The sequence below is a fragment of the Actinocorallia aurantiaca genome, from assembly GCF_039533685.1.
GTDB classification, from domain to species: Bacteria; Actinomycetota; Actinomycetes; order Streptosporangiales; family Streptosporangiaceae; genus Actinocorallia; species Actinocorallia aurantiaca.
The window spans coordinates 302,339-328,683 of the sequence record NZ_BAAATZ010000012.1; the positions used below are offsets into that span (position 1 = coordinate 302,339).

Below are 26,345 nucleotides of genomic sequence, written 5' to 3' on the forward strand. Positions count from 1 at the left end.
TTCTTTACACGGCCGCCGGCGAGGGCCCCTCAGTAGCCGTGGCTCCTCATCAGGGCCACCGCGCGGGCCCGCGACGTCCCCGGGGCGGGCCACCTCCGGTCCACCTCGGCGTTCAGGCAGGCCCCCACCAGGACCGCGAAGGCCGTCACGTACAGCCAGGCCATGAGGGCGATCGGGGCGGCCAGGGAGGCGCTCACCGAGACGCCGGTCAGCGACTCCGACAGGTAGACCCGCAGCAGGACGCTGCCGCCGATCCAGAAGACCATCGCCACGACCGCGCCGGGCAGCTCCCGCCACCAGGCCGTCCGCACCGGGACGCTCAGGTGGTACAGCAGGCTGAGGAAGAGGATCGACAGGACCAGCAGGACCGGCCAGTAGAGCATCGAGACCAGCCCGGAGGTCGCGGGGAACGTCCGCCGCACCAGGGCGGGGCCGGCGATCATCAGCGGGATGACGACCACCGCGACGACCAATCCCACGATGTAGAGGAAGAAGGACTTCAGCCGGGTGCGGATGACGCCGCGGACGCCGTCCAGGCCGTAGGAGATCGTGATCGTGTCGACGTAGACGCTGAGCGCCCGCGACCCGGCCCACAGGGAGATCAGGAAGCCCACCGAGATGATCCCGATCCGCTCGCCGCGCACCACGTCGTCCACCAGCGGCCGCACCACCTTGTCCACGGCGGGCTCGGTGAGGAAGGTCCGGGACTTGGCGATGATCCAGCCGCTGATCTCCTGGACGAGGTCGGGCCCGAGCAGGCCGCTCAGATGGCCCACGCTGGAGACCAGGCCGAGGAAGAGGGGAGGCAGGGAGAGCAGAGCCCAGAAGGCGGCCTCGGCGGCCAGGCCGGTGATCCGGTAGTGGAACGCGGTGACGGTGGTGCCCTTCGTCAGCGCCCAGAACACACGGCACAGCCCGGCCACCCTTCGGGTGGACCTGCCGGCGGGGGACTCCGCGACCTGCGGGGAAGCAGTCGTCACGACGACCACCGTAGGGCTTAGCCTGCCCGGATCATGCCACCTTGCCCAAATCAATAGATCATCTCCGGCGCGCCGTTCTCCCGGGCCCCCCGGCTCTCCACCCGGTATGAGCTTGCCCACACACCCGGTGTTCGGGGCATCCGGCCTGATAGGTGACACTGAGTTATGATCTGTGCTGCGTGCCGGGAGCGGCGTCACGAGGACTGCAGGGGCGGGACCTGGTGTGACTGCCAGCACCAGCCCCCGGCCGGGCCCACCGAGGAGGAGCCCCTCAACTGGGTGAGGCAGGGATGACCGCCAGGTGTCCACATGACGGACGTGACTGGACAACGACGGCTACGCCGTGTCAAAGTCGAACCATGACTGCTGCCTGTGACCCGCTGCTGGTGATGCGCCGGCACGTGGACTTCCTCCGGGTCCGCAGCGCCATCTGTCGGTAACGCCCTGACCATGCCCCGACGTATTTCCGGGCGCGTGGCGATACCGGCGTGACCGCTCACTGAGTCTCACTGACGAGCCCGCAGACCGAGCCGGACACCGGGTCCTGCCACGCTGCCCTCCGTAGCTTCACCCTGGAGAGGACACGCGCCGTGCCGCCCCACAAGCGAGGCGAGGGTCAATGGGCCCTTGGATACCGCGAGCCGCTGAACAAGAACGAAGAGACCAAGAAGAACGACGACCCGCTGAACGTGGGCCGCCGGATCGTCGAGATCTACAGCAAGACGGGGTTCGACTCGATCGACCCCGCCGACCTGCGCGGCCGGTTCCGCTGGTACGGCCTCTACACCCAGCGCAAGCCCGGCATCGACGGCGGCAAGACCGGCTCCATCCCCGAGGAGGAGCTCGACGACCGCTACTTCATGATGCGGGTGCGCATCGACGGCCGTCAGCTGAGCGCGGCGCAGCTGCGCGTCCTGGCGGACATCTCCGTCAAGTACGCGCGCAACACCGCCGACATCACCGACCGGCAGAACATCCAGTACCACTGGATCGCCATCGAGGACGTCCCGGCGATCTGGGACGCGCTGGAGAGCGTCGGCCTGACCACCATGGAGGCCTGCGGCGACTCCCCGCGCGCCTTCCTCAACTGCCCGCTGGCCGGGATCGCCGAGGACGAGATCCTCGACGCCACGCCCCAGGCCGACGAGATCCGCGAGCGCTACATCGGCTCGAAGGAGTTCTCGAACCTGCCGCGCAAGTTCAAGACCGCGATCTCCGGCTGCTCCTCGCACTGCACGGTGCACGAGATCAACGACATCTCCTTCGTCGGCGTGGTCAACGAGGCCGGCGAGGTCGGCTACGACCTGTTCGTCGGCGGCGGCCTGTCCACCAACCCGATGTTCGCCAAGCGGCTGGGCGTGTTCGTCCGCCCCGAGCAGGTGCACGAGGTCTGGAAGGGCGTCATCTCGGTCTTCCGCGACTACGGCTACCGCCGGCTGCGGCACCGCGCCCGGATCAAGTTCCTGATCAGCGACTGGGGAGCGGAGAAGTTCCGCGACGTGCTCCAGAAGGAGTACCTCGGCTACGAGCTGCCCGACGGCCCGCCGCCGGCGCCGCCCAAGGCCCAGCGCGACCACGTCGGCATCCACCGCCAGAAGGACGGCAACTACTACGTCGGGTTCGCCCCGCGGGTGGGCCGGGTCAACGGCGAGAAGCTGAACGCGATCGCCGACCTGGCCGAGCGCTACGGCTCCGGCCGCACCGCGCTCACCACCGAGCAGAAGATGATCGTCCTGGACGTTCCCCAGGAGAACACCGAGGCCCTGGCCGAGGAACTGGAGAAGCACGACCTGCAGGTCCGCCCGTCGGTGTTCCGCCGCCAGAGCATGGCGTGCACCGGCATCGAGTACTGCAAGCTCGCGATCGTCGAGACCAAGCAGCGCACGATGGACCTCACGGACGAGCTGGAGAAGCGGCTCCCGACGTTCGACCGGCCGCTCACCATCAACATGAACGGCTGCCCGAACTCCTGCGCCCGCGTCCAGGTCGCCGACATCGGCCTGAAGGGCCAGCTCGTCGTCGACGAGGACGGCAACCAGGTCGAGGGCTACCAGATCCACCTGGGCGGGCAGCTCGGGGAGACCTTCGGCAAGAAGGTCCGCGGCCTGAAGACCACGTCGGCCAACCTCACCGACTACGTCGAGCGGGTCGTGCGCCGGTACGACGAGCAGCGCGCCGAGGGCGAGACCTTCGCCCAGTGGGTCGGCCGCGCCGACGAAGCCGACCTCAAGTAGGGGCAGGAATGAGCGAGCGCGCCGTTCCGTTCTACTGCCCGTACTGCGGAGACGAAGACCTAGTTCCCTTCGAGGGGGACGGGACCTGGTACTGCCGGGCCTGTGCCCGCAAGTTCCGTGTGACCTTCCTCGGGATTGGAGCCCCCCGGTGACCCTGCTGGACACGGCACGTACGGACGGACCGGAGACGGCGCGTCCCTCCCTTTCGCTGGAGGACATCGTCGACTCGGCCGCCTCCGCGCTGGAGGACGCCTCCCCGCTGGAGATCGTGCGGTGGGCGGCGGCGACCTTCGGCGACCGGATCTGCCTGACGTCCTCGATGTCGGACGCCGCGCTGATCCACCTGGTGTCCAAGGTCAAGCCCGGTGTCGACGTCCTGTTCGTCGACACCGGCTACCACTTCGCCGAGACCGTCGGGACCCGGGACGCCGTCGAGGCGGTGTACCCGGTGAACGTCATCAACGTGACGCCCAGCCGGACCGTCGCCGAGCAGGACCGCGACCTCGGGCCGCGCCTGCACGGGCGCAACCCGGACCTGTGCTGCCACCTGCGCAAGGTCGAGCCGCTCAGCCGCGCGCTGGAGGGCTACATGGCCTGGTTCACCGGCGTGCGCCGGGGCGAGACCCGCTCCCGCAAGGAGATGCGGGTCGTGGAGTGGGACCGCAAGCGCGAGATGGTGAAGGTCAACCCGATCCTCCACTGGTCCGACGAGGACATGGAGAACTACATCTCCGACAACGGCGTGCTCGTCAACCCGCTGCACTACGACGACTACCCGTCGATCGGCTGCGAACCGTGCACCTCGCGGGTCGAGCCGGGCGACGATCCCCGCAGCGGCCGCTGGGCCGGTCTGGGCAAGGTCGAATGCGGCATCCATCTCTGAGGCCTCCCCTCGTGGCGGTGGCGCACGGGTCACGTGACCCGCGCGCGACCGCCACGGTCGAGTCCCTCCTGGACCTGGTGCGCGCCCGCGGGCTGGACGTGCGCACCTCCTACCTCGACCACGCGCCGCCCTCCCCCGTCCAGGCTCTGGACGGGCTGGGGGACGCGGTGGTGATGCCGCTGCTGCTCACCGCCGCCTACCACAGCAAGATCGATCTCCCGGGGGTGCTGGCCACGGCCCGGCGGCGCGACCCCGTGCTGTCCGTCCGGGTCACCGGCACCCTGGGCCCGCATCCGCTGCTCCTGGACGCCCTGGAGCGGCGTCTGGCCGACGTGGACGCCGTCCCGTCCCCGGACACCGCGGTCGTCCTGGTCGCGGCGGGCTCGTCGGACCCCTCGGCCAACGCGACGATCGCCGCGACGGCCCGCGCGTGGCGGCGACACGGCTGGTACGACGTGCGCCCCGCCTACGCCTCGGCCGCCTCCCCCACTCCGGCGGAGGCCGTCCGCTCCCTGTACGCCGCGGGTGCTCCCCGCGTCGTCGTCGCGTCCTACTTCCTGGCGCCCGGTTACTTCGCCGACAAGGTGCGGGCCTGTGCCGAGGAGGCCGGCGCCCGCGCCGTCTCCCCCGTGCTGGGGGCCGCTCCGGAACTCGCCGACATCATCGTCGAGCGCTACGAAGGGGTGCTCGTCCAGTCCGAGGCCGCCGCGGGCTGAGCCCCTCGCCGGGCTCCCGCGCGCGTGCCATGGCCGGGCTCGTCTACCAGCGGTTGAAGGGCGCGGACCCGCCGTGGGCGAAGCCCTGCCGCGCGGGGCCCTGCAGCGCCCGGGCGACCTCCGGCTCCAGGCCCAGCAGGCCGGTCACCGCGTCGGCCTCGTGCACGCTCATCTGCTGCTGGCCCAGCAGTGCGGACGTGGTCCACACGGTGTGCTGGTCGACCGCCGCCGCGATCTCCGAGAAGGTCAGCCCCTTCGCGGCCTTGGCCGCCAGGATGAGCTCCATCGCCCGCATCTTGTCCATGGGACGAACGCTAACGGCGTCCGGTTTCGAGCACGTGAAGTGCAGATCACACGGTGACACCGATAACACTACTTTCTCTCATTTCGAGATACTTATCGACGGTTATCCGAGGGTTCGACTTTGATGGTGAATTTCGCATAAAAGTTGCGGAATTCGTCCCATCTCGGTCAGATGATCTCTATAACGTTGATCGACAACGGGGGTCTCCCCCTGGTCCGGCCCGGCACGCCTTCGCGGAGGGCCCGTCCGAGCAGCCCTAGGAACCGAGAGTCCGATGCTTCCCGTTCTGACGTCACCGTCGGCCCTCCACCGGAACCGGATCCTCCTCCGGGTGCTGGTGGCGGGACTCGTCATCCTCCTCGGCGCGCAGATCTCCCTGGCGACGGACGCGGCGGCGCGCGCGGCGGCCGCGGCGGGGCTCCTGGTCGCCGCCGGGCTCGCCGCCTCGCTGACCATGGCGCAACGCCGGCACGACGCGGACCTCGAGCAGGCGGCCCTGCGGGAGCGGCAGTGGACCCACGCCTGGTCGGAACTGCGCGGAGCCGCCGCCGAGCTGGTCAGGGAACGCCTCCCGTCCGTGCTGGAGGGCAGGGAGATGCCGCCCGCGACGCGGGCGCCCTCCGATCCCGTCCTGGCCGAACTGCTCGACGAGGCCGTCACCATGGCGGTCGGCGCCGCCAAGCGGGGAGCCGACCGGGAGGAGTCGCTGCGCCTGGTGGTCGTCTCGCTGGCCCGGCGGGCCCAGGCCGCCGCGCACCGGGTGCAGGCCGCCGCCTCCTTGCTGTCCGACCGGCACTCCGACCCCGACGTCGTCGAGGCGTGCATGGCCGTCGACCATGAGGCCGCGCAGCAGGGGCGGCACGCCCAGAGCCTGGCGGTGCTGTGCGGCGAGTGGCCGGGGCAGCAGTGGCAGGAGCCGCTGGCGTTCGTGGACGTGGTGCGGTCCGCCGCCGCCCGGATCGTGGCGTTCCGCCGGATCGAGGTGACCGGCGACCCCGACCTGGCGGCCTCCGCCCCCGTCGTCGAACCGCTCATCCACCTGCTGGCCGAGACCCTGGCCAACGCCACCCAGTCCTCGCCGCCGAGCAGCATGGTGACGGTGGCGGTGCGGGCCGTCGAACGCGGCGTGGTCGTGCAGATCGACGACGGCGGGGTCGGCATGGACGACCACCGGCTGGAGGCGGCCAGGAGGATCGCCTCCGGGGAACGCGAGGTCGGCCTGAGCCAGGTCGGCGAGATCCCCCAGACCGGGCTCCCGGTGATCGGACACTACGTCCGCAGGCACGGATTCGTGGTGGACCTCGCGCACTCCCCCTACGGCGGGGTCCGGGTCGTCCTGCTCGTCCCCGAACAGTTCGTCCAGACGCTGGAGCCGGCCGGCACCCGCAGGACCCCCGAACCGCGGGAGGCCCCGCGCCCAGCCGCCTCCGCCGCCCCACCCGCGCCGACGGCCACCACCGCCTCCGGACTCCCGCTCCGCCGTCGCCGCCGCCGCGAGGAGCAGCCGCCTCCCGCGCCGACGGCCCCGCCCGTGCCCGACCGGGCCGCGCAGAGCCCCGAGGACGCCGCCCGCTGGGCCGGCGCCTTCTTCACCGACCCCGGAGCACAGGCCCCAGACAGTCAGGATGGAGCGCAGTAAATGATGCAGGACGACGAGTGGATGCTCGCCGAGGTCACCGGAGTCCCCAACGTGCGGCACGCGATGGTGCTCAGCTCCGACGGGCTGGTGAAGGTCGCCTCCGCGGGGCTGCACCGCGACGAGGCCGACCGGCTGGCCGCCGCCTGCTCCGGCCTGCACTCGCTGGGACGGAGCCTGGCGGGCCAGTACGGCAGCGGCGCGGGCGACGTCCGGCAGGTCGTCGTGGAGATCGACGGCGGGTTCGTGTTCCTGCGCGCGGCCGGGCAGGGCTCGCAGCTCGCGGTCGTCACCACCGCGGGCGTGGATCCGGCGCTGATCTCCCAGCAGATGGCCGTCCAGGTGCGCAAGATCGGTGAGAGCACGCTGGCCACGCCCGCGCGGGGAGACCTCGGTCGGTGACCGAAGGCGACTACCGGGACCAGCCGCTGCGCCCGTACGTGCTCACCTCGGGCCGGGCGCAGCCGAGCCGCAACTGGATCGGGGTGGACACCCTCCTGGTCGCCGCCCCCGGCGCGGACCCGCTGCCGGTGACCGCCAGCCGCCAGGAGATCGCCCTGCTCAGGCTGTGCGGCGGCCTGCTGTCGGTCGCCGAGGCCGCCGCCCACCTGGCGCTGCCCGTCAGCGTGGTGAAGGTGCTGGCCTCCGACCTGATGGACTCCGGCCGCCTCCAGACCCGCTCGCGCGCCGCCGAACGTCCGGACGCCGCGCTGCTCGAGGAGGTGCTGAGTGGACTCCGCGACCTCGGCTGACCGGCGCTACCTGCCGGACACCGTCCAGCGCTCGGTGAAGATCCTCGTCCTGGGGAGCTTCGGCGTCGGCAAGACCACGCTGATCGGCTCGGTCAGCGAGATCCCGCCGCTGCACACCGAGGAGGTCATGAGCGACGCGGGCGTCGGCGTGGACGACCTGACCGGGATCAGCCGCAAGACCCGCACCACGGTGGCGCTCGACTTCGGGCGGATCACCCTGAACCGGCGCATCGCCCTCTACCTGTACGGGGCGCCCGGCCAGCAGCGGTTCTGGGACCTGTGGGAGGGGCTGGCCGAAGGCGCCCTCGGAGTGCTGGTCCTCGTCGACACCCGGCGGCTGGAGGACGCCTTCGACGTGCTCGACCAACTGGAGCGGCTGGAGAGGCTCCCGTACGTCGTCGCCGTCAACCACTTCCCCGACTCCCTGGCCCACCCGGTCGAGGAGTTGCGCGAGGCGCTCGACCTGCCCCCGCACGTCCCCGTCGTCGACTGCGTCGCCCCGGACCGCAGCACGTCCCTGACGGCCCTCACCACTCTCACCGACCATGCGATGCGCGTGCTCGCCGCACGGAAGGCGCCTTCGTGACCTCACCCGCCCCCACACCGCTGTCCGACACCACGATGACGGCCGACCCGGCCGCGGTGTTCGCCCGGCTGCGCGCCGAACAGGGCCACGTCGCCTGGGTCGAACTGGAGCCCGGCGTCGGCGCGTGGCTCGTGATGGGTTACCCCGAGATCCTCACCATCACCAAGCAGGAGCGCCTGTACTCCCGGGACGCCCGCAACTGGCGGCTGTTCCGGAACGGGACCGTCCCGCCGGACTCGGCGCTCGGCCCGATGATGTTCTTCCGCGACAACGTCATCGGCTACGACGGGGCCGCGCACGCCCGGCTGCGCCGCCCGCTGGACGCCGCGGTCTCCTCCGTCGACCAGCGGCGGATGCGGCGCTCCGTCGAGCGGATCTGCGACCTGCTCATCGGCGACTTCGCCGTGCGCGGGCGCGCCGACCTGGTCGCCGACTACGCGGTGATCGTGCCGATGCTGGCCATCGCCGACCTGTTCGGCCTGGACACCATGCAGGGTCACGACCTGCTCGTGGCGATGCAGGCGCTGTTCGGCTCCGCCGAGGACGCCCAGGAGGGCAACCGCCGCTTCGAGGAACTGCTCGGCGGGGCGCTGGAGGCACGGCGGCGGACCCCGGCCGCCGACCTGACCACCGCGCTGCTGCGCCACCCCGACCTGCGCGGAGACGCCGAGGTGCTGCAGTCGATGGTCGTGATGGTCTCGGCCGGCTACCACACCACCATCTCGTGGATCGCCCAGTCGCTGCGGCTGATGCTCACCGACCCGAGGTTCGCCGCCCGGGTCCGCGGCGGGCGGCTCGGCGTCGACGACGCCCTCGACGAGGCGCTGTGGCGGGACCCTCCGATGTACAACATGCCGGCCAGGTACGCGCTGCGCGACGTCCAGCTGGGCGGGCGGTGGATCCAGCGGGGGGACGCGCTCGTCCTCGGCCTGGCCGCCGCGGGCCACGACCCCCGCGTGCACTCCGGGCACCAGGAGAGGGAGGTCGGCAACCGGTCCCACCTGGCCTGGTCGGCGGGGCCGCACTCCTGCCCCGGACGCGTCCCGGCGCGGCTGATCACCCGCACCGCCGTCGAGACCGTCCTGCACCGGCTGCCCGGCCTGGCCCTGACCGCCCCCGCCGACGGCATCCCGCTGACCCCGTCGCCGTGGACGCGCTGCCCGGCCTCCCTTCCCGTCTCCTTCTCCGTCCCGGTTCCCGCCGGATCCGGGACGACCACTCCCTGACCGCACCTTCCGGAGGAAGCACATGACCGCCCCCAGCCCCGAGATCCCCGTCGTCGTCCTCGACCCGACCGGCGCCGACCACCACGGAGAGGCCGCCCGGATGCGCGAACTCGGCCCGGTCGTGCGGATCGTGCTGCCGGGCGACGTCCCCGCCTGGGCCGTCACCCGCCACGACCTCGTCGCGGACCTGGTGCGCAACCCGCTGGTCAGCAAGGACTGGCGGAGGTGGAACGAGATCAAGGAGGGCCGCATCCCCGACGGCTGGCCGCTGATCGGCATGGTCGCGGTCACCAACATGGTCACCGCGGACGGGGCCGAGCACCACCGGCTGCGCCGGCTCGTCACCCAGACCCTCACCCCGGCGCGGGTGCAGGCGCTGGTCCCCCGCGTCACCGAGATCGTCACCGAGCTGCTGGACCGGCTGCCCGGGCACGCCGACGCCGACGGCGTGGTGGACGTGCGCGAGCACTTCGCCGTCGAGGTCCCGATGCAGGTGATCTGCGAGCTCACCGGGGTGCCCGGCGAGCAGCGCGCCCGGCTGCGGGAGCTGGTCGACAGCATCTTCCGCACCACGACTCCGCCCGACGAGGTCGTCCAGGTGCAGACCGACATCTTCCGGCTGCTCGGCGACCTCATCGCGCTGCGCACGGCCGAGCCCGGCGACGACCTCACCAGCGCGCTGATCGCCGCCCGCGCCGGCGACCCCGAGGCGCTGTCGGACGAGGAGCTCGCCGGGACGCTGTGGCTGATGCTGGCGGCCGGGCACGAGACGACCCTCAACCTCATCACCAACGCCGTCCGCGCCCTGCTCACCCACCCCGGGCAGCGGGCCCTCGTCGACGGCGGCGAGGCGACCTGGGAGGCCGTGGTCGAGGAGACCCTGCGCTGGGACGCCCCGATCGGCAACTTCATGGCCCGTTACCCGGTGGAGGACCTGACCGTCGAGGGCGTCACCATCCCCGCGGGCGACGCCGTCCTCGCCCCCTACAGCGGCGTCGGACGCGACGAGGCGCAGCACGGCGACGACGCCTCGGTCTTCGACCTCACCCGCGCCCAGGCGAAGAACCTGGCGTTCGGCGGCGGCCCGCACGTCTGCCTCGGCGCCCCCCTCGCCCGCGTGGAGGCCCGGATCGCGCTGGAGTCCCTCTTCACCCGCCACCCCGGCCTCGCCCTGGCCGTCCCCGAGGCGAAGCTGACCCCGCTGGAGTCGTTCTTCTCCAACGGCCCGCAGACCCTCCCCGTCACGCTTTAGGTGTCTTGTCCGGTACATGACCCGTTGGTGGTTACTGGCGGGTCATGTACCGTGCGAAGCATGACGCACGAGGTCTTCAACCAGGTCCCGCCACTGGTCGATCACGATCTGGCCGAGGATCCGGCCCTGCTGGACGGGCTGCGCCGCGAAGGGGCCGGCTGGGCCGTCGAGGAGCTGCACGCGCTGGGCCGGCTGGCCGGGACGCACGAGGCGCAGGAGCACGGGCGGCTGGCCAACGAGTACCCGCCGGTGCTGCGCACCCACGACCGGTACGGGAACCGGATCGACGAGGTGGAGTTCCACCCCTCCTGGCACCACCTGATGAAGACCGCCGTGGAGAACGGCCTGCACGGGCGGCCCTGGAGCGACCCCCGGCCGGGCGCGCACGTCGCGCGGGCCGCGAAGTTCTACACCTGGCGGACGGACGCCGGGCACGGCTGCCCGATCTCGATGACGTACGCGGCCGTCCCGGCCCTGCGGCAGCAGCCCGACCTGGCCGCCCTGTACGAACCGCTGCTGACGTCCGAGGTTTACGACTTCGGGCTGCGCGCGCCGCTCGGCAAGCGCGGGCTCATCGCCGGCATGTCGATGACCGAGAAGCAGGGCGGCTCGGACGTCCGCGCCAACACCACGACCGCCGCGCCCCAGCCGGACGGCGCCTACCGCCTCGTCGGGCACAAGTGGTTCACCTCCGCGCCGATGTCGGACGTGTTCCTCACCCTCGCCCAGGCGCCCGGCGGGCTGACCTGCTTCCTGGTGCCCCGCGTGCTGCCGGACGGCACCCTCAACCCGCTGCACGTCATGCGGCTGAAGGACAAGCTCGGCAACAAGTCCAACGCCTCGTCCGAGATCGAGTACCACCAGGCCCACGCCTGGCGCGTCGGCGACGAGGGCCGCGGGGTGCGCACCATCATCGAGATGGTCAACATGACCCGCCTGGACTGCCTGATCGGCGCCGCCGCCGGGATGCGTCAGGGCGTGACGGTCGCCGCCCACCACGCCGCCCACCGCGCGACGTTCGGCAGGACCCTGAACGAGCACCCGCTGATGCAGAACGTGCTGGCCGACCTCGCCGTCGAGTCCGAGGCCGCCACCACCCTGATGACGCGCCTCGCCGGAGCGGTCGACCGCGGCGAGACCGACTTCAAGCGCCTCGCCCTGGCCGTCGGCAAGTACTGGGTCACCAAGCGCTGGCCCGCCCACGCCGCCGAATCCCTCGAATGCCTCGGCGGCAACGGCTACGCCGAGGAGTCCGGCATGCCCCGCCTCTTCCGCGAGTCGCCCCTCAACTCCATCTGGGAGGGCTCCGGCAACGTCGCGGCCCTGGACGTCCTCCGCGCCATGATGAAGGAGCCGGAGAGCATTCCCGCCTTCTTCCAGGAGGTCGAGCTCGCCTCCGGCGCCGACTCCCGCCTCGACGCCGCCGTCCGCCAGATCAAGGACTCCCTCACCGACGCCGCCACCCTCGAACTCCGCGGCCGCCGCGTCGTCGAACGCCTGGCCCTGGTCCTCCAGGGCTCCCTCCTCGTCCGCCACGGCCACCCCGCCGTCGCCGACGCCTTCTGCTCCTCCCGCCTCGGCGGCGACTGGGGCACCGCCTTCGGCACCCTCTCCCCCGGCCTGGACCTCGGCACCATCATCGAGAGGGCCACCCCGAAGATCGGTTGAGAGCGGAACCGTCCGGGCGGGCGGTTCGTTCTCAACGCGTCCGTGACGGAGAAGGGTGGATCCATGGCGGTGGACGCGGCGGCGCGGCCGAACTTCCTGCGGCCGTTGGCGGTGGGCGCGGTGCTGGTCGCCGTCGTCGGGCTGCTGTTCGGGGTGCCCTGGTGGACGGTCGTGGCGGCCCCCGGGTGGGGGACGGCCGGGTTCGCCGTCGGGACCGCGGTGTTCGGGGGCGCGGCGGTGGCGCTGCCGGTGCTGATGACCCTCGGGCACCGGAACGGGGTCGAGAGGGCCGGGCTTTCGGGCGAGGTCCTGCTCGGGGCCGCGTGGGTGCTGTTCACCTGGTCCCTGATCGGGAACGTGCTGCGGGTCGCGCTGTCGGCGGCCGGGGTGGAGGAGGCCGCGCGGGTCAGCGCCGTCTCGGTCCTCGCCGTCGGCGCGGTCCTGCTCGCCTGGGGGCACTTCGAGGCGATGCGGGTGCCCCGGGTGGAAGAGGTCGAGGTGACGCTGCCGCGGCTCGGGGCCGGTCTGGACGGCACGCGCGTGGTCCTGCTGACCGACACCCACTACGGGCCGATCGACCGGGCCGAATGGTCGCGGAAGGTGACCGGCGTGGTGAACTCGCTCGGCGCCGACGTCGTCTGCCACACCGGTGACATCGCCGACGGGACGGTCTCGCAGCGCAGGGAGCAGGCGGCTCCGCTCGCCGACATCGACGCCCGGCTCGCGCGCGTGTACGTCACGGGCAACCACGAGTACTACGGGGACGCCCTCGGCTGGCTCGGGCACATGCGGGAACTCGGCTGGGAGCCCCTGCACAACCACCACGTCGTCGTCGAGCGCGGCGGCGACCGCCTCGTCCTCGCCGGCATCGACGACGCCACCGCCCACCACTCGGGCCACCCCGGCCACCGCGCCGACCTGGACGCGGCGCTGGAGGGGGCCGACCCGTCCCTGCCGGTGCTGCTCCTGGCCCACCAGCCCAAGCAGATCCCCCTGGCCGAGGCCGCGGGCGTCGACCTGCAGATCTCGGGCCACACCCACGGCGGGCAGATCTGGCCGTTCAACCTCCTGGTGCGCCTGGACCAGCCCGCCGTCGCCGGCCTGTCCCGGCGCACCGACCGCACCCAGCTCTACACCAGCCGCGGCACGGGGTTCTGGGGCCCGCCCTTCCGGATCTTCGCGCCCTCGGAGATCACCCTCCTCGTCCTTCGTGCTCCCTAGACTGGCCCGATGAGCGCGCTGACCCTGGGGACCGTCCCGTCCTCCTTCCTGATCGACCACCTGCCCGGCGTCACGCTTCCCGAGGACGACGACTGGATCGCGCTGGTGCGCGCCCCCGAGGGTCTCACCGTCGTGCGGGACGCCCCGCCCTGGAGCGAGGCCGAGCGGTGGACGGGGCTCTACGCGACCGGGTCCGGCCTCGGCTCCGCCGACCGGCTCTCCTCCGTCGTCTCGCCGCTGGCCGAGGCGGACGTGCCGGTGCTCGTCGTCTCCACCTTCCACGGCGAACTCGTCCTCACCCCGGAACGGCTCGAAAAGACGGTCCTCGGCGCCCTCGAGGACGCGGGGCATCGCATTCTGCGCTGAAATCCCGAGAATGGGGATTCACCCGTTCTTCCGGATTTCGCTTTCACGCCCCTGACCTGCTGATACAGGTTTAGGGCATGCGCTCTCCTGAAAAGATCACTACTACCTCTAACGGCGTTCACCGAAGCATTCGGATCGGCCGGGAAAGGGCGGGGCACAGCGGCGACGACGGACGGTTGAGATGACGATCAGCACCTATCCAGGCTCGATCGGCGGCTCTTCCGCGACCGGTCCCGCGTGGGCGGCCGTCCGGACGGGTCCCGCCCTCCTGGGCGTGGGGACCGCCACCCCGGAGGAGTCCTACACCCAGGCCGGGCTCCTGGAACTCTTCGGAGTCCGGGACGAGCGGGTCCGGTCGGTCTTCCTCAACAGCGCGATCGACCGCCGCCACCTGAGCCTGCCGGTCGGCGCGGACGGGCGCCCCCTGGCCGAGAGCCAGGGCGAACTCCTCGCCAGGCACCGGCGGCAGGGCGTCGGCATGGGAGTCCGGGCGCTGCAGAACTGCCTGAAGCGGATCGGCGCCGCCGTCGACGACCTCGGCTACCTCGTCTGCGTCTCCACGACCGGCCTGCTCACACCGGGGTTCAGCGCCCTGCTCATCCGCGAGCTGGGCATCCCCACCCGGTGCGGGCGGCTCGACGTCGTCGGCATGGGGTGCAACGCCGGGCTCAACGCGCTCAACGCGGCCACCGGGTGGGCGACCGCCAACCCCGGCGAGATCGCGGCCGTGGTGTGCATCGAGGCGTGCTCGGCCGCCTACGTCTTCGACGGGACCATGCGCTCCTCGGTGGTCAACAGCCTGTTCGGCGACGGCGCGGCCGCGGTGGCCGTCCGCCTCGGCCCCGGGCGCGAGGGCCCGCAGGTCCTCAAGTACGCCAGCCGCATCATCCCCGACGCGATCGACGCGATGCGCTACGAGTGGGACGACGCGCACGGCAAGTTCAGCTTCTTCCTCGACCGGGACGTGCCCTACGTGGTCGGCGCGCACGCCCGCGAGGTCGTCGGCGACCTGCTGCGCGGCACCGGCCTGAGGCCCAGCCGGATAGAGCACTGGCTGATCCACTCCGGCGGCAAGAAGGTCATCGACTCCGTCGCGGTCAACCTCGGGCTCACCCGGCACGACGTGCGGCACACCACCGGCGTGCTGCGCGACTACGGCAACCTCTCCAGCGGGTCGTTCCTCTTCTCCTACGAGCGGCTCGTGACGGAGGGCCGCGCACGCCCCGGAGACTACGGCGTCCTCATGACGATGGGCCCCGGTTCCACGCTGGAGACCGCTCTCATCCGCTTCTGATCCCGGCTCACCACTGGAGGGCACCAGCCATGTCTTCGGCAGACCTCGCACCGCTTCCCCTCTCTCCCTGCGCCGCGCTGGACGTGGACGGCGACCGGCCGCTGTCGGCCGCGCTGGTCGCGGAGGTCCACGCGTTCTGCGACCTCGTGGAGGACGCGCCGGACGGCACCGCCGCCGTGGTCCGCCTGAGCGGGACGGAGTCCTCGCGGCTCTGGCCGGGGCCCGTCGGCATCGACCTGGTGAGCAGGTGGGAGAAGGCGCTGCGCCGGCTCGAACGGGCCCCGGCGGCGAGGATCGCGATCGCGTCGGGCCTGTGCGGCGGGCCCGCGCTGGAGGTGCTCCTCACCTGCGACCACCGGATCGGCGCCCCCGGCGTCCGGTTCGAGTTCCCCGTACGCGACGGCGGCGTCTGGGCCGGGATGGCCGTGCACCGGCTCGTCGCCCAGTCCGGCGGCGCGGTGGCCCGGCGGATGGTGCTGTTCGGCGCGGCTCTGCCCGCCGAGCGCGCGCTGGCCGACGGGCTGCTCGACGAGATCGTCGAGGACCCTGAGCAGGCCGCCGCCCTGCTGGCCGGGTCGATCGGCCGGCTGGCCTCCGGCGAGCTGGCGATCCGGCGGCGGCTCGTCCACGACGCGGCGGTGACCGGCTTCGAGGAGGCGCTGGGAATGCACCTGGCCGCCTGCGAGCGCACCCTGTCCCGGACGGCCGCCCGGGGCCGCGGCGGAGTGCCGGGGATGCTGCCGTGAAGGTCGAGCCGCACCGGCGGGAGTGCCGACCGCCGGTCTTCACCGGATCGCCGGACGAGGACTCCGCCGCGCTCGCCGTCCACTCCGCCCGGACCGACAGGCTGCTGGCCGGGCTGCCCGCCAAGCCCGACCGCCGCCCCGACCAGCGGTACCTGGCCGTCGAGGCCCTGACCGAGCGGCGGCGGGTGCGCGACGCGTTCCTCCGGCTGCACGCCGAACGGGTCTACGACGAGCTGACCTGCGGGATGCGCGAACACCCGCGCCTGGCGGAGCTGGTGTCCGCCGCGGCGGAGGCCTTCCCCGGCCTGGTCCCCGGCAGGGAGCAGATGGCGGCGGAACGCGGGCTCGCCCAGGCCGACAAGGACGGCCTCGAGATCGACCAGGCCTTGTTCTTCCGCGCCGTGCTCGCCTCCGAAAGCGCCGGCGGCCACCTGCTGGACTCCATGCTGCGCCCGACCCCGCGCGCCCTCGGCCTGCTCGACGAGTGGCGCCGCGCCGGCGCGCTGACGCTCGGCACGCTCCGGGTCGAGCGGATCGACGGCGCCGCCCACCTCACGATGGCCAACGACCGCGTCCTCAACGCCGAGGACGACCGACTCGTCGACGACATGGAGACCGCCGTCGACCTGGCCCTGCTCGACGAGCGGGTCGGGGTCGGGGTGCTGCGCGGCGGGAGGATGAGCCACCCCCGCTACCGGGGCCGCCGGGTCTTCTGCGCCGGGATCAACCTGGTCGACCTGCACCAGGGCCGCATCTCCTACGTCGACTTCCTGCTCCGCCGCGAACTGGGCTGCGTCGCCAAGCTGATCCGGGGCGTGCGGTCGCCGGACGCCTGGCCCCACCGGACGGTGGACAAGCCGTGGGTGGCGGCCGTGGACGCCTTCGCGATCGGCGGGGGCATGCAGCTGCTGCTCGCCGCCGACCACGTGATCGCAGCCGCCGACGCCTACTTCAGCCTGCCCGCCGCCCAGGAGGGCATCGTGCCCGGCATGGCCGGCCTGCGGCTGACCGCCCTCGCCGGGGGCCGCCTGGCCCGTCAGGTCATCCTGGGCGGGCGGAAGATCTGGGCGCGGGAGCCCGACGCCCGGCTGATCTGCGACGAGGTCGTCGACCCCTCCATGGTCGGCGCCGCCGTCCGGGAGGCGGTCGCGCGGTTGAGAGGCCCGGCGGTGTCGGCGAACCGGCGGATGATCAACCTCGCGGAGGAGCCGGTAGGGCACTTCCGGCGCTACGCGGCCGAGTTCGCGCTCGAGCAGGCGCTGCGCCTGTACAGCCCGGACGTCATCGCCAGGACCGGCCGGTTCGGCGCGGACCGGGCGCGTGACGGGCACGTGCGGCCCGTGTCATGAGGCCGGTCGACGCGATGCTCGCGGTCCTGCGGGACGAGGGCGTCTCGAAGGTGTTCGGCAATCCGGGCACCACCGAGCTGCCGTTCGTCGAGGCGCTGGCCCGGTCCCCGGAGTTCGGCTACGTGCTCGGCGTCCAGGAGGCGTCGGTCGTCGCGATGGCCGACGGCTACGCGCGGGCCACGCGCCGCCCGGCGTTCGTCAGCCTGCACGCGGCGGCGGGCCTGGCCAACGGCCTGGCCGGGCTGCTCAACGCGAACCGCTCGCGCACCCCGCTGGTCGTCACCGCGGGCCAGCAGGACCGCCGCCACCTCCTGCACGACCCCATGCTGTCGGGCGACCTGCCCGGCCTGGCGCGGGCCGCGGTCAAGCAGGCCGTCGAGGTGCAGCACGCCCGCGACCTGCCGGTCCTGCTGCGCCGGGCGTTCGCGCTGGCGGTACGGCCGCCCGCGGGCCCGGTGCTGCTGTCGATTCCGATGGACCTCCTGGAGGAGGAGACGCACGTCGGCCCTCCGCCGCCGAGGTCGAGGCGGGGTGGAACCGCTCCGGCGGCGGGCTGGAGGGAGGCCGCCGCGCTGCTGGCCGGGGCCGCCGCCCCGGCGGTCGTCGCGGGTGACGGGGTGGGCCGCGACGACGCCCTCGCCGAGATGGTCGCGGTCGCCGAGGCGCTCGGCGCGACCGTCTTCCACCAGCCGATGAACGACGGCGTCGACTTCCCCACCACGCACCCGCTGTACGCGAAGACGCTCGAGCCCCGCAACTCCGCGATCCGCTCCGCCCTCGACGGCCATGACGTCGTGTTCGTCGTCGGGACCCGCGCGTTCACCGCCCACCACTACGAGCCCGGCTCCCCGATCCCCGAGGGGACCTCCGTCGTCCAGCTCGACGACGACCCCGACGAGCCCGGACGGGTGTTCCCCGTGGCGCTCGGTCTGGTCGGCGGAATCCGGGCGACGCTCGCCGAGCTGGCCGGAGCGCTCGCCGGACGGGTGCGGGACGCTCCCGCCCGCACCGAGGCCGCCGGGAGGAAGCACGCCGCCGGCCGGGCCGCGCTGCGGGACCGCGCGCTGGCCGCCTACGGCGACGCGCCGATGGACCCGCTCGCCGCCGTGCACGCCGTGGTCGCCGGGATACCCGACGACGCCGTCGTCGTGGAGGAGGCCATCACCAGCGGGGTGCTGCTCCGGCGGCTCCTGCCGCTGCGGCGGCCGCGCTCCTACGTCCACACGGTCGGCGGGGGCCTCGGCCACGGCATCGGCGCGGCCGTCGGCGCCCGGCTCGGCGACCCGTCCCGGCCGGTCGTCGCGGTGCTCGGCGACGGCTGCACGCTGTTCGGGCTCCAGGGCCTGTGGAGCGCCGCCCGTTATGACGTGCCGGTCGTCTTCGTGGTGATGAACAACGGCGAGTACCGCACGTTGAAGGAGACGGTCGGCCGGCGGGGCCGGATCGGCGACGGCCGCTGCGCCGGCCTGGACCTGAACCCGCCGGAGCTCGACTTCACGGAGGCCGCCCGGTTCTTCGGCGTCGAGGCCGTCCGGGCGGGCTCGGCCCGGCAGGTCACCGAGGCGGTCGCCAAGGCTGTCGCGGGCGGCCGACCCTTCCTGGTCGACGTCCCGGTCACCGGCGCGGAGACCCGTCCGGCGGGAGCCCCTTCCCGCTGACCCCGCGATCGAGGAGCAGCCTGTGCCGTCACGAGTCCTGTACGTCAAAGAAGGGCGCGTCGCCCGTGTGACCCTCAACCGCCCCGAGGTCCTCAACGCCCTCGACCTGCGCACCCACGAGGAGCTCGCGGAGGTCTGGGACGACTTCGAGAACGACGACGACCTGTGGGCGGGAGTGCTCTCCGGCACGGGCGGCCGGGCGTTCTCGGTGGGCCAGGACCTCAGGGAGCTGGTCGCGCTGACCGAGGCGGGCCTTGCCCGTCCCTCGACGTTCGGCAGCCGCGGCGGGCCCGGCTGGCCCCGGCTCACCGAGCGCTTCTCCCTGTCCAAGCCGGTCATCGCCAAGGTGGACGGCTACGCCCTGGGCGGCGGGTTCGAACTGGCCCTGGCCTGCGACATCATCGTGGCCTCCGAGGAGTCGCGGTTCGGCCTGCCCGAGGCGCGGCTGGGGCTCGTCGCGGGCGCGGGCGGCGTCTTCCGGCTGACCCGGCAGATGCCCTTCCGCAGCGCGCTCGGCCACCTCCTCACCGGCCGCCGCCTCGACGCCGCCCGCGCCTTCGAGCTCGGCCTGGTCAACGAGGTCGTCCCCACCGCCGCGCTGGACAAGGCCGTCGACCGCTGGCTCGAGGACCTGCTGGCCTGCGCGCCTCTGGCCGTCCGCGCGATCAAGGAGGCGGCGCTGGCCTCCTCCGCCCTGCCCCTGGAGGACGCCTTCACCGCCCGCTACTCGTGGGAGGAGCGCCGCATGCGGAGCGAGGACGCCCTGGAGGGCCCGAGGGCCTTCATGGAGAAGCGGCCGCCCCGCTGGCAGGGCCGCTGACCGCGCGTCCCCTTCCGGCGGCCCGTCCGCGCGGCTCCGGCTTCGACACGTATCCGCGCCGGGTCTACGGAAGACCCTCCTTCCGGTGCCACAATTCGGTGAGCAGCACCCCCCTGAGCCCGAAGGAGTACCCGTCTGATGATGGGCCACAGCCATGCCCTGTCCGGAGCCGCCCTCTTCACCGCGGGCACGATCCCGCTGGGCCTGCCCTGGCACCAGGTCCTGATCGGGGCGGTGGCGTGCGCCGGGGCCGCGGTCCTGCCCGACATCGACCACCACGGGTCCCATGTCGCGCGGACGTTCGGCCCGCTCACCCGCGGTTTCGCCTGGGGCGTGGGGAAGGTCGCGGGCGGGCACCGCAACGGCACGCACTCCGCGCTCGGCATCGGCCTGGTGGCCGCCGTGGTCTTCTTCGCCTCGGCCGTCTACACCCAGGACGAGGCGACGTTCTGGACGGGCTGCGCCATCACGGGCGTCATGCTGGTCGTCGGCCTGGTCATCGGCCTGTTCTCCAAGGGCCGGGGCAAGGCCGCCTACAAGAAGCCCTGGCACGGGTTCCTCTCGATCATGGCGTGCGCCCTCGCCGCCGCCGCGATCGGCGCGGGGGCCTACCAGTACGGCCAGGACGCGGGCCTCGTCCTCGTCGGCGCGGTCCTGGTCCTGATCCTGGCCGCCGCGATCCGTCCCCTGAACATCAAGGGCGTCTGGGACGACCTCGCCCCGATCCCCATCACCATCGCCCTCCTGTGGTTCCACGTCGACCTGTCCGTGCTCCCCTACGCGATCGTCGTGGGAGTGATCATCCACATCTGCGGCGACATGATCACCCGCGGCGGCTGCCCCCTCGGCTGGCCCTGGTCCCAGACCATGTACGGACCCAAATGGTTCCGCGCCGGGGACAAGACCGAGAAGCGCGTCGTCTTCCCCGCCCTCATCGTGATCCTCTGCATCTCCTTCGGCGTCCACGTCGGCCCGTACGTCAGCGAGTACACCGGCATCGTCCGCGCCCCCTCGGCGGAGACCGAGGCGCAGCCGTAGCGCACGCCCGCCCGGGGCCGCCGGACCGGTCCCTACAATGATCACCGTGCGGATCGAGACGGTCATCACGGGACTCGACCTGGCCGGGGTGTTCGCGAACGCCCTGCTGGGCGGAGCCGTCGCGCGCCGGTACGGGCTCGACCTGTTCGGGTTCGTGGTGATCGGCCTGGTGTCGGGGCTCGGGGGCGGCATGATCCGCGACGTGCTGCTGCAGAACGGGCCTCCGGTCGCGCTGACCAACTCCGCCTACATCCCCACCGCGCTGGTCGGCGCGGGGCTGGCGTTCCTGCTGCAGATCTCCGAGCGGGACTGGGACCGGGTGTTCACCGTGCTCGACGCCGTCGCGCTCAGCCTGTGGGCGACCGTGGGGGCGCAGAAGGCCCAGGCGGTGGGCCTGGGCTGGATGCCGGCGATCCTGCTCGGCACGATCACCGCGGTCGGCGGAGGCGCCTGCCGCGACCTGCTCGTCCAGCGCATCCCGGCGGTGCTGGGCGGCAACGCCCTGTACGCCACGGTCGCCGTGATGGTCGCGGCGATCCAGGTGCTCGGCACGCAACTGGGCTCCCCGCTCACCGGCACGGTCCTGGGCATCCTCGCGGGCGCCGTCCTGCGCGTCCTCGCCGCCTGGCGCGGCTGGAACCTGCCCAACGCCCTCGACTGGCAGCCCCGCACCTTCCTGGGCCGGATCCCCCGCCCGGCCTACCGGCCCCTCCGCCGCCGACGGCGCCCCGAGCCCGACGACGGCGGCCCGAGATAGCCCTCCCCCGCGGCCGCAGCGCATCCGTTCGCCATCGGTCGCATCACCGGCGGCGGCTCACCCGAGCCAGGCGGTGACGGCGACCACGGCGGCCTGGACACCGGTGTCCAGGGTGGGCTGGACGGCGGGGGCGAAATCCGGGCTGTGGTTCTCCGGAATCGCCGCGCCCTTCTCGACCGCGGACTTCCACAGCCCGGGGTCGGCGCCGCCGAAGCCCCAGTAGGTGAACGGGGCGTCGAACGCCCGGGGTATGTGGCTGAAGTCCTCACTGGCCGTCGCCATGCCGAACGTGTGGGCCCGGTCGCCGAAGAAGTCCGAGAACGCCGCGGCGACCCGCCGGGTCGTCGCCTCGTCGTTGACGGTCAGCGGGAAGTCGCCGAAGTGCTCGACGTCCGGGGGCCTGGGGGCTCTGGCCGCGACGCACTCCGCCTCGGCGATCCGTTCGATCGCCCGGCGGATGTGGGTCCGGGTGTCGTCGTCATAGGTCCGCACGTTGATCTGCATCACCGCCGAGTCGGGGATGACGTTCGGGCTGGATCCCGCGTGCAGGCTGCCTACGGTGACCACAGCCGGGGTGAGCATGTCCAGCTCGCGGGAGACGATCGTCTGCAGCCGGAGCACGATCGCCGCGGCGATGACGACCGGGTCGATGCCCGCGGACGGGCGGGAGCCGTGGGCCCCGTGCCCGTGGACGGTCACGCGGTAGTTGTCGGCCGAGGCGAAGGTCTTCCCCTCGCGGGTGTACACCGTCCCGGCGGGATAGGGGAACACGTGCTGCCCCAGACACACGTCGGGGCGGGGGATCCGGTCGGCCAGGCCGTCTCGGACCATGGTCTCGGCGCCGTCCCCGGTCTCCTCCGCGGGCTGGAACAGCGCGATGTAGGTGCCCTTCCAGGCGTCCCGCGCCTCCGCCATGAGCCGCGCGGCGCCGAGCGCGCACGTCACGTGCATGTCATGGCCGCAGGCGTGCATCACCGGCTGCTCCAGGCCGTCCGCGTCGACGGCGGTGACCGTGCTGGCGTACGGCAGGCCCGTCCTCTCCTTGACGGGCAGCGCGTCCATGTCCGCGCGGAAGAGCACGACGGGGCCGTCTCCGTTGGCCATCACCCCCGCCACGCCCGTGCCGCCGATCCCGTCGTGGACCTCATACCCCCAGGCCCTCAGACGTTCGGCCACCTCACCGGCGGTGCGCTCCTCCCGGTGGCTCAGCTCGGGATGGGCGTGCAGATCCTTGTAGAAGAACTCGAGATCGGCTCTGATCCCCGCGAGTCCTGCGAGAACACGAGTGCTGCCGGATACGTCTCCCACTGCTCCCCCTCTTTCGGATGTCACCCGGAGTGATCAGAACAATCATCTCCGTGCGGGCCGAGACGATCACCACCGGGCCCGATCCGACGGGAGTGTCCGCCGACGCGCTGCCCGGCGGGCCGCCGCACGCCGCCGAGGGCGGGCCCGTTCGGGTTCACGGCGATCGGCCTGGTCCCGGGGGCCGGGGCGCCCGGAGATAGGGTCGGGACATGGGGAAGGCGGGGCGCAGAGGCGTGATCCTGGAGGAGGCCATGCGGGTCTTCTCCTCGAAGGGGTACTCGGCGGCCTCCCTGGGGGAGATCGCCGCCGCCGCCGGGATCACCCGGAGCAGTATGTATGAGCACTTCCCCTCGAAAAAGGCGCTGTTCCTGGAGGTGCTGAGCCGCCAGACGGAGGCGGCCATCGCCTACGTGGAACCGAAGGTGACGGAGGCGGGGTCCGGGGAGAGGCGGATGCGGGCCGCGGTGTCCGCCTACTTCGAGTACGCGGTGAACAATCCGGCGGCGTGGCGGCTGCTGTTCGACCGGAGCCGGGAGGGCGACCCGGAGGTCCAGCGGCTGCGGTGGGAGGTGCGCAGCTCGTCCGTCGAGATGATCAAGCGGATGCTCGGAGCGGACTTCGAGCAGGCGGGCATCGACGCGGGCACCGTGGCGGGGCCGGTGGTCGTCGAACTGGCGGTCTCCGCGCTGGACGGGGCCACCCGCTGGTGGGAGCGGCACCCGGAGACTCCGGTGGACGACCTGGTCTGCGCGGTGACGCGGATGCTGCTGACCGGGCTCAGACCTCTTCCGGGCTGACCTCGCGGCCGAGGCCGGTCCAGAAGACGCGCATCGCGATCTCGACGAGCTCGCCGCGGGGGACGCCGGCGTTGTGGTCCCGCCACTGGGCGAGCCCGTCGAGCCCGGACAGCAGGATCTCCACGTGCAGGGCGGCGTCCGGGGAGGCCGGGTCCAGCCCGAGAGCGCGCAGCTCCGCGCCGAGCAGCAGGACGAGCACGCGGGTGCGGCTCTCGCTGATGCCCCACCTGGCCACCTTGATCTCCGGGTCGTCCTCGGCGGAGAAGTCGAAGAGCAGGCGCCGTCCGGCCTGGTTGCGCTCGGCGAACTCCAGGTAGCCGTCGACCACCGCCCGCAGCCTGTCCTCCATCCCGGTGCGCGCCGAGGCGGCCACGCCCATCGCCATGAGCGCGGCGATGTGCTGCTCCTGGAGGACGTTGAGGAACAGCGCCCTCTTGGTGGGGAACCTGTCGTAGACGATCGAGCGGTTCACCCCGGCCTCGAGGGCGATGTCGCCCATGGAGGTGTCGCGGTACCCCTTGCGCGCGAACACCAGCGACGCGACCTCGACGAGGTGGGCCCGCCGCTGCCCCGGCGTCATCCGCCGACGGGGCCCCGCCCCCGCTCCCGGCGTCACGCCCGAGGTCGGAGGGTTCGGCTGGCTCACCCCTGGAGTCTAACCGCCGACCCGGATCCACCACGGATCCGGTCTTGACCCCCGCCCTTTCGTGAACGAAACTGTCCGCCATAGCGAAACACTGTTTCGCCAGTGGTGACGAAAGGAACCCTCATGGGTCTTCGCCGCATGCTCCGCCCCGCCCTCCCGGCGGACGCCTCCGCGCCCGCTCGGGACCACCGGCGACCAGATTCTTTCAAACCCGGGCACGACTCCGCCACAACCGTTCCCCCCGCCTGAGAAGAAGCCGGACGGCCGGATGCTGGAGGTCTGATGCAGGACAGGAAGACGAGCTTCGAACGGAATCTCCCGGACGGCCCTCGCCGGTTCGCCGACCGGGCCGGAGCGGCTCCCGGCCCGGCGCCCGGAATCGACCCGGCGGCCGAGATCCGCCTCTGGTGGCCGGACGCGCGCATCTGGTACGGCCGGGCGACCGGAGCCTGGTGGGCCTTCCTCCCCGGCCACCCCGACCGGCTGCTCGACTTCCTAGACCCGGCCGAACTGATCCGCGCGATCGCTCACCTCCGGAAGAACATGTCCATGACCTATCGGTGACGCGCGGAGCGACTCTTTCCCACACCGGCGGAACCCGCCAGAAACAGCAGCACAGGAGTAGGCCTTCATGACCGACACGCACGACACGGCACCGGGTTCCCCGAAGACGGAGGCCATTCCATCCGGTGGCGGCACCGTGGAGATGGCCGTGTTCCCCAAGCGTCCGGCCCGGACGGTCGACCTCGACAAGGCCGCCCCTCTGGGCTGGTGGCCCGCGATCGTGGTGGCGCTGGTGGCGTTCGTCGACCGCATCGAACTCAACCTCATTTCCGGTGCGCTGCCTGCCATCCAGGACCACTTCGGGTTCAGCGACACCGCCGGCGGCGCCATCCCGACGGCCGCCAGCATCGCCGCCGCCGTCCTCCTGCTGCCCGCCGGACGCCTGGCCGACCGCGCCCCCCGGGTCGCCACGATCGCGATCGTGGTGCTCATCTGGTCGATCTGCTCGGTCCTCAGCGGCCTGGCCACCACGTTCGTGATGTTCTTCGCCGTCCGGGTGCTCATCGGCGCGGCCGGACAGCTCTACAACCCGCCCTCCTCCAGCCTGCTGGCCGACTACTACCCGGCCCGCAGCCGCGGCAAGGCCTACGGGTTCGAACGCGCCGGCTACTACATGGGCCTGCCCACCGGCGTCATCCTCGGCGGCGCCATCGCCGAAGCCCTCGACTGGCGCGCGGTGTTCTTCATCGCCGCCATCCCCGGACTGGTGGTCGCCGCACTCGTGCTGACCGTCAAGGAACCCCTGCGCGGCCTGGGCGACCGCCTCGACAGACTCCGCGCCGCCACCCGCACCGAGGAGACCCCGAGCGGCGAGACCACCGCCGACGGTCACGCGCCGCTCAAGGTCGACAAGGCCTCCCTCCTCGCCGAAGCCCGCGTCCTGCTGCGGGTGCGCACCCTCAAGGGCATCATCATCGGCCAGGCCCTGCTGTCCCTCGCGGTGGCAGGCCTGTTCTACTGGCTGCCCACCTTCCTGGAGCGCACCGAGGACCTGGGCTACGACGCCGCCTCCGGCCTGGCCGGCGGGGTCGGCGGCACCGGCATCGTCATCGGCATCGTCATCGGCAGCCGCATGGGCGACCGCCACCACGGCGTGCGCCCCGGCTGGCGCATCAAGATCGCCACAGGGTTCCTGCTCCTGGGCGCCATCACCCTGACCGGCGGCGTGCTCCTGCCCGGCCTGTGGCTGCGCCTGACCCTCGTCGCGATCGCCTGCGCCGGATTCGCCGCCGCCATCCCCAACCTCACCGCGGCCTCCGCCGACGTGGTACCCGCCGACCGGCGCGGCATGGGCTTCGCCCTGCTGACCTTCCTGGTCACCCTCGGCGGCGCTCTGGGCCCCCTGCTCATCGGCCTGACCTCCGACTTCATCGCCTCCACCGGCTACGGCGGAGAGTCCCTGGCGCTGGCCATGCTCGTGCTGGTCCCGGCGATGTTCCTGGCCGTCCTGGCCCTGCTGTGGATCCGCAACACCTTCGAACACGACGCCGCGCAAGCCTCCGGCACCACCGGCTGAACACCGCCGCACCACCGAACGCCCGGCC

The 26,345-nt window shown here is 72.5% G+C and carries 27 protein-coding genes; 23 read left to right on the forward strand and 4 right to left on the reverse strand.

Annotated features, from left to right (window positions below; translation table 11 throughout):
• Window positions 1-29: 29 nt before the first annotated feature.
• Window positions 30-980, reverse strand: a complete 951-nt coding sequence (locus ABD327_RS16500; protein WP_344451267.1) for a YihY/virulence factor BrkB family protein — start codon at window positions 978-980, stop codon at window positions 30-32.
• A gap of 590 nt (window positions 981-1,570) precedes the next feature.
• On the opposite strand from ABD327_RS16500, the gene ABD327_RS16505 reads away from it, so the two are divergent.
• The 4 genes from ABD327_RS16505 to ABD327_RS16520 are packed head-to-tail and all read left to right on the forward strand — an operon-like array spanning window position 1,571 to window position 4,813.
• Window positions 1,571-3,214 carry a nitrite/sulfite reductase gene (locus ABD327_RS16505; protein WP_344451268.1) on the forward strand — a complete coding sequence of 548 codons (1,644 nt, stop codon included), beginning with the start codon at window positions 1,571-1,573 and terminating at the stop codon, window positions 3,212-3,214.
• A gap of 8 nt (window positions 3,215-3,222) precedes the next feature.
• A complete protein-coding gene (locus ABD327_RS16510; protein ID WP_106399260.1) occupies window positions 3,223-3,366 on the forward strand; it encodes an Insertion element protein in 144 nt (47 codons plus the stop codon).
• A gap of 2 nt (window positions 3,367-3,368) precedes the next feature.
• Window positions 3,369-4,097, forward strand: a complete 729-nt coding sequence (locus ABD327_RS16515) for a phosphoadenylyl-sulfate reductase (RefSeq protein WP_425547140.1) — start codon at window positions 3,369-3,371, stop codon at window positions 4,095-4,097.
• Entirely contained in the window at window positions 4,079-4,813 is a 735-nt protein-coding gene (locus ABD327_RS16520) for a sirohydrochlorin chelatase (RefSeq protein ID WP_344451269.1), read from the forward strand. Before ABD327_RS16515 ends, ABD327_RS16520 begins: the two co-directional genes overlap by 19 nt.
• Before the next feature lie 43 nt (window positions 4,814-4,856).
• Here ABD327_RS16520 and ABD327_RS16525 read toward each other — a convergent pair whose 3' ends face one another.
• Window positions 4,857-5,117: a hypothetical protein gene (locus ABD327_RS16525; RefSeq protein WP_344451270.1), complete on the reverse strand. Its 261-nt coding sequence runs from the start codon at window positions 5,115-5,117 to the stop codon at window positions 4,857-4,859.
• Window positions 5,118-5,391: 274 nt separating this feature from the next.
• On the opposite strand from ABD327_RS16525, the gene ABD327_RS16530 reads away from it, so the two are divergent.
• From ABD327_RS16530 to ABD327_RS16605, 16 genes are all read left to right on the forward strand, one after another.
• Window positions 5,392-6,756 carry an ATP-binding protein gene (locus ABD327_RS16530; RefSeq protein WP_344451271.1) on the forward strand — a complete coding sequence of 455 codons (1,365 nt, stop codon included), beginning with the start codon at window positions 5,392-5,394 and terminating at the stop codon, window positions 6,754-6,756.
• A complete protein-coding gene (locus ABD327_RS16535; protein WP_344451272.1) occupies window positions 6,757-7,155 on the forward strand; it encodes a roadblock/LC7 domain-containing protein in 399 nt (132 codons plus the stop codon).
• Window positions 7,152-7,505 carry a DUF742 domain-containing protein gene (locus ABD327_RS16540; protein WP_344451273.1) on the forward strand — a complete coding sequence of 118 codons (354 nt, stop codon included), beginning with the start codon at window positions 7,152-7,154 and terminating at the stop codon, window positions 7,503-7,505. Before ABD327_RS16535 ends, ABD327_RS16540 begins: the two co-directional genes overlap by 4 nt.
• On the forward strand, window positions 7,483-8,091 hold the full coding sequence (locus ABD327_RS16545) for a GTP-binding protein (protein ID WP_344451274.1): 609 nt from the start codon (window positions 7,483-7,485) through the stop codon (window positions 8,089-8,091). The genes ABD327_RS16540 and ABD327_RS16545 overlap by 23 nt, the downstream gene beginning before the upstream one ends.
• Window positions 8,088-9,317: a cytochrome P450 family protein gene (locus tag ABD327_RS16550; protein ID WP_344451275.1), complete on the forward strand. Its 1,230-nt coding sequence runs from the start codon at window positions 8,088-8,090 to the stop codon at window positions 9,315-9,317. Before ABD327_RS16545 ends, ABD327_RS16550 begins: the two co-directional genes overlap by 4 nt.
• Window positions 9,318-9,339: 22 nt before the next feature.
• Window positions 9,340-10,569 carry a cytochrome P450 family protein gene (locus tag ABD327_RS16555; protein ID WP_344451276.1) on the forward strand — a complete coding sequence of 410 codons (1,230 nt, stop codon included), beginning with the start codon at window positions 9,340-9,342 and terminating at the stop codon, window positions 10,567-10,569.
• Between the two features lie 60 nt (window positions 10,570-10,629).
• Window positions 10,630-12,237, forward strand: coding sequence for an acyl-CoA dehydrogenase family protein (locus ABD327_RS16560; protein ID WP_344451277.1), 1,608 nt, complete (start codon window positions 10,630-10,632; stop codon window positions 12,235-12,237).
• Between the two features lie 63 nt (window positions 12,238-12,300).
• Window positions 12,301-13,458 carry a metallophosphoesterase gene (locus ABD327_RS16565; protein WP_344451278.1) on the forward strand — a complete coding sequence of 386 codons (1,158 nt, stop codon included), beginning with the start codon at window positions 12,301-12,303 and terminating at the stop codon, window positions 13,456-13,458.
• A gap of 9 nt (window positions 13,459-13,467) precedes the next feature.
• A complete protein-coding gene (locus ABD327_RS16570) occupies window positions 13,468-13,824 on the forward strand; it encodes an ACT domain-containing protein (RefSeq protein ID WP_344451279.1) in 357 nt (118 codons plus the stop codon).
• Window positions 13,825-14,005: 181 nt separating this feature from the next.
• A complete protein-coding gene (dpgA, locus tag ABD327_RS16575; protein WP_344451280.1) occupies window positions 14,006-15,118 on the forward strand; it encodes a 3,5-dihydroxyphenylacetyl-CoA synthase DpgA in 1,113 nt (370 codons plus the stop codon).
• Between the two features lie 29 nt (window positions 15,119-15,147).
• The gene (dpgB, locus tag ABD327_RS16580; RefSeq protein WP_344451282.1) at window positions 15,148-15,864 is read left to right on the forward strand and encodes an enoyl-CoA-hydratase DpgB; all 717 of its coding nucleotides are present in this window, start codon (window positions 15,148-15,150) and stop codon (window positions 15,862-15,864) included.
• On the forward strand, window positions 15,861-17,213 hold the full coding sequence (gene dpgC / locus ABD327_RS16585) for a (3,5-dihydroxyphenyl)acetyl-CoA 1,2-dioxygenase DpgC (RefSeq protein ID WP_344451283.1): 1,353 nt from the start codon (window positions 15,861-15,863) through the stop codon (window positions 17,211-17,213). Before dpgB ends, dpgC begins: the two co-directional genes overlap by 4 nt.
• Window positions 17,210-18,871: a thiamine pyrophosphate-binding protein gene (locus ABD327_RS16590; protein ID WP_344451284.1), complete on the forward strand. Its 1,662-nt coding sequence runs from the start codon at window positions 17,210-17,212 to the stop codon at window positions 18,869-18,871. The genes dpgC and ABD327_RS16590 overlap by 4 nt, the downstream gene beginning before the upstream one ends.
• Window positions 18,872-18,893: 22 nt before the next feature.
• Window positions 18,894-19,691, forward strand: coding sequence for an enoyl-CoA-hydratase DpgD (dpgD, locus tag ABD327_RS16595; protein WP_344451285.1), 798 nt, complete (start codon window positions 18,894-18,896; stop codon window positions 19,689-19,691).
• A 138-nt stretch (window positions 19,692-19,829) separates the two neighbouring features.
• Window positions 19,830-20,729 (forward strand): metal-dependent hydrolase, encoded by a 900-nt coding sequence (locus tag ABD327_RS16600; protein ID WP_344451286.1) that lies wholly within the window; start codon window positions 19,830-19,832, stop codon window positions 20,727-20,729.
• A 46-nt stretch (window positions 20,730-20,775) separates the two neighbouring features.
• The gene (locus tag ABD327_RS16605; protein WP_344451287.1) at window positions 20,776-21,486 is read left to right on the forward strand and encodes a trimeric intracellular cation channel family protein; all 711 of its coding nucleotides are present in this window, start codon (window positions 20,776-20,778) and stop codon (window positions 21,484-21,486) included.
• 57 nt (window positions 21,487-21,543) lie between these two features.
• Here ABD327_RS16605 and ABD327_RS16610 read toward each other — a convergent pair whose 3' ends face one another.
• Window positions 21,544-22,794, reverse strand: coding sequence for an amidohydrolase (locus ABD327_RS16610; protein ID WP_344451288.1), 1,251 nt, complete (start codon window positions 22,792-22,794; stop codon window positions 21,544-21,546).
• A gap of 209 nt (window positions 22,795-23,003) precedes the next feature.
• Here ABD327_RS16610 and ABD327_RS16615 point away from each other — a divergent pair, with 209 nt between their 5' ends.
• Window positions 23,004-23,591, forward strand: coding sequence for a TetR/AcrR family transcriptional regulator (locus ABD327_RS16615; RefSeq protein WP_344451289.1), 588 nt, complete (start codon window positions 23,004-23,006; stop codon window positions 23,589-23,591).
• On the opposite strand, the gene ABD327_RS16620 is transcribed toward ABD327_RS16615, so the two are convergent.
• Window positions 23,572-24,237, reverse strand: coding sequence for a TetR/AcrR family transcriptional regulator (locus ABD327_RS16620; RefSeq protein WP_344451290.1), 666 nt, complete (start codon window positions 24,235-24,237; stop codon window positions 23,572-23,574). The two genes, ABD327_RS16615 and ABD327_RS16620, sit on opposite strands and share 20 nt — an antisense overlap.
• Window positions 24,238-24,519: 282 nt before the next feature.
• Between ABD327_RS16620 and ABD327_RS16625 the strand changes: the two genes are divergently transcribed.
• Window positions 24,520-24,801, forward strand: coding sequence for a hypothetical protein (locus ABD327_RS16625; protein WP_344451291.1), 282 nt, complete (start codon window positions 24,520-24,522; stop codon window positions 24,799-24,801).
• 67 nt (window positions 24,802-24,868) lie between these two features.
• Window positions 24,869-26,317 carry an MFS transporter gene (locus tag ABD327_RS16630; protein ID WP_344451292.1) on the forward strand — a complete coding sequence of 483 codons (1,449 nt, stop codon included), beginning with the start codon at window positions 24,869-24,871 and terminating at the stop codon, window positions 26,315-26,317.
• Window positions 26,318-26,345: the final 28 nt, after the last annotated feature.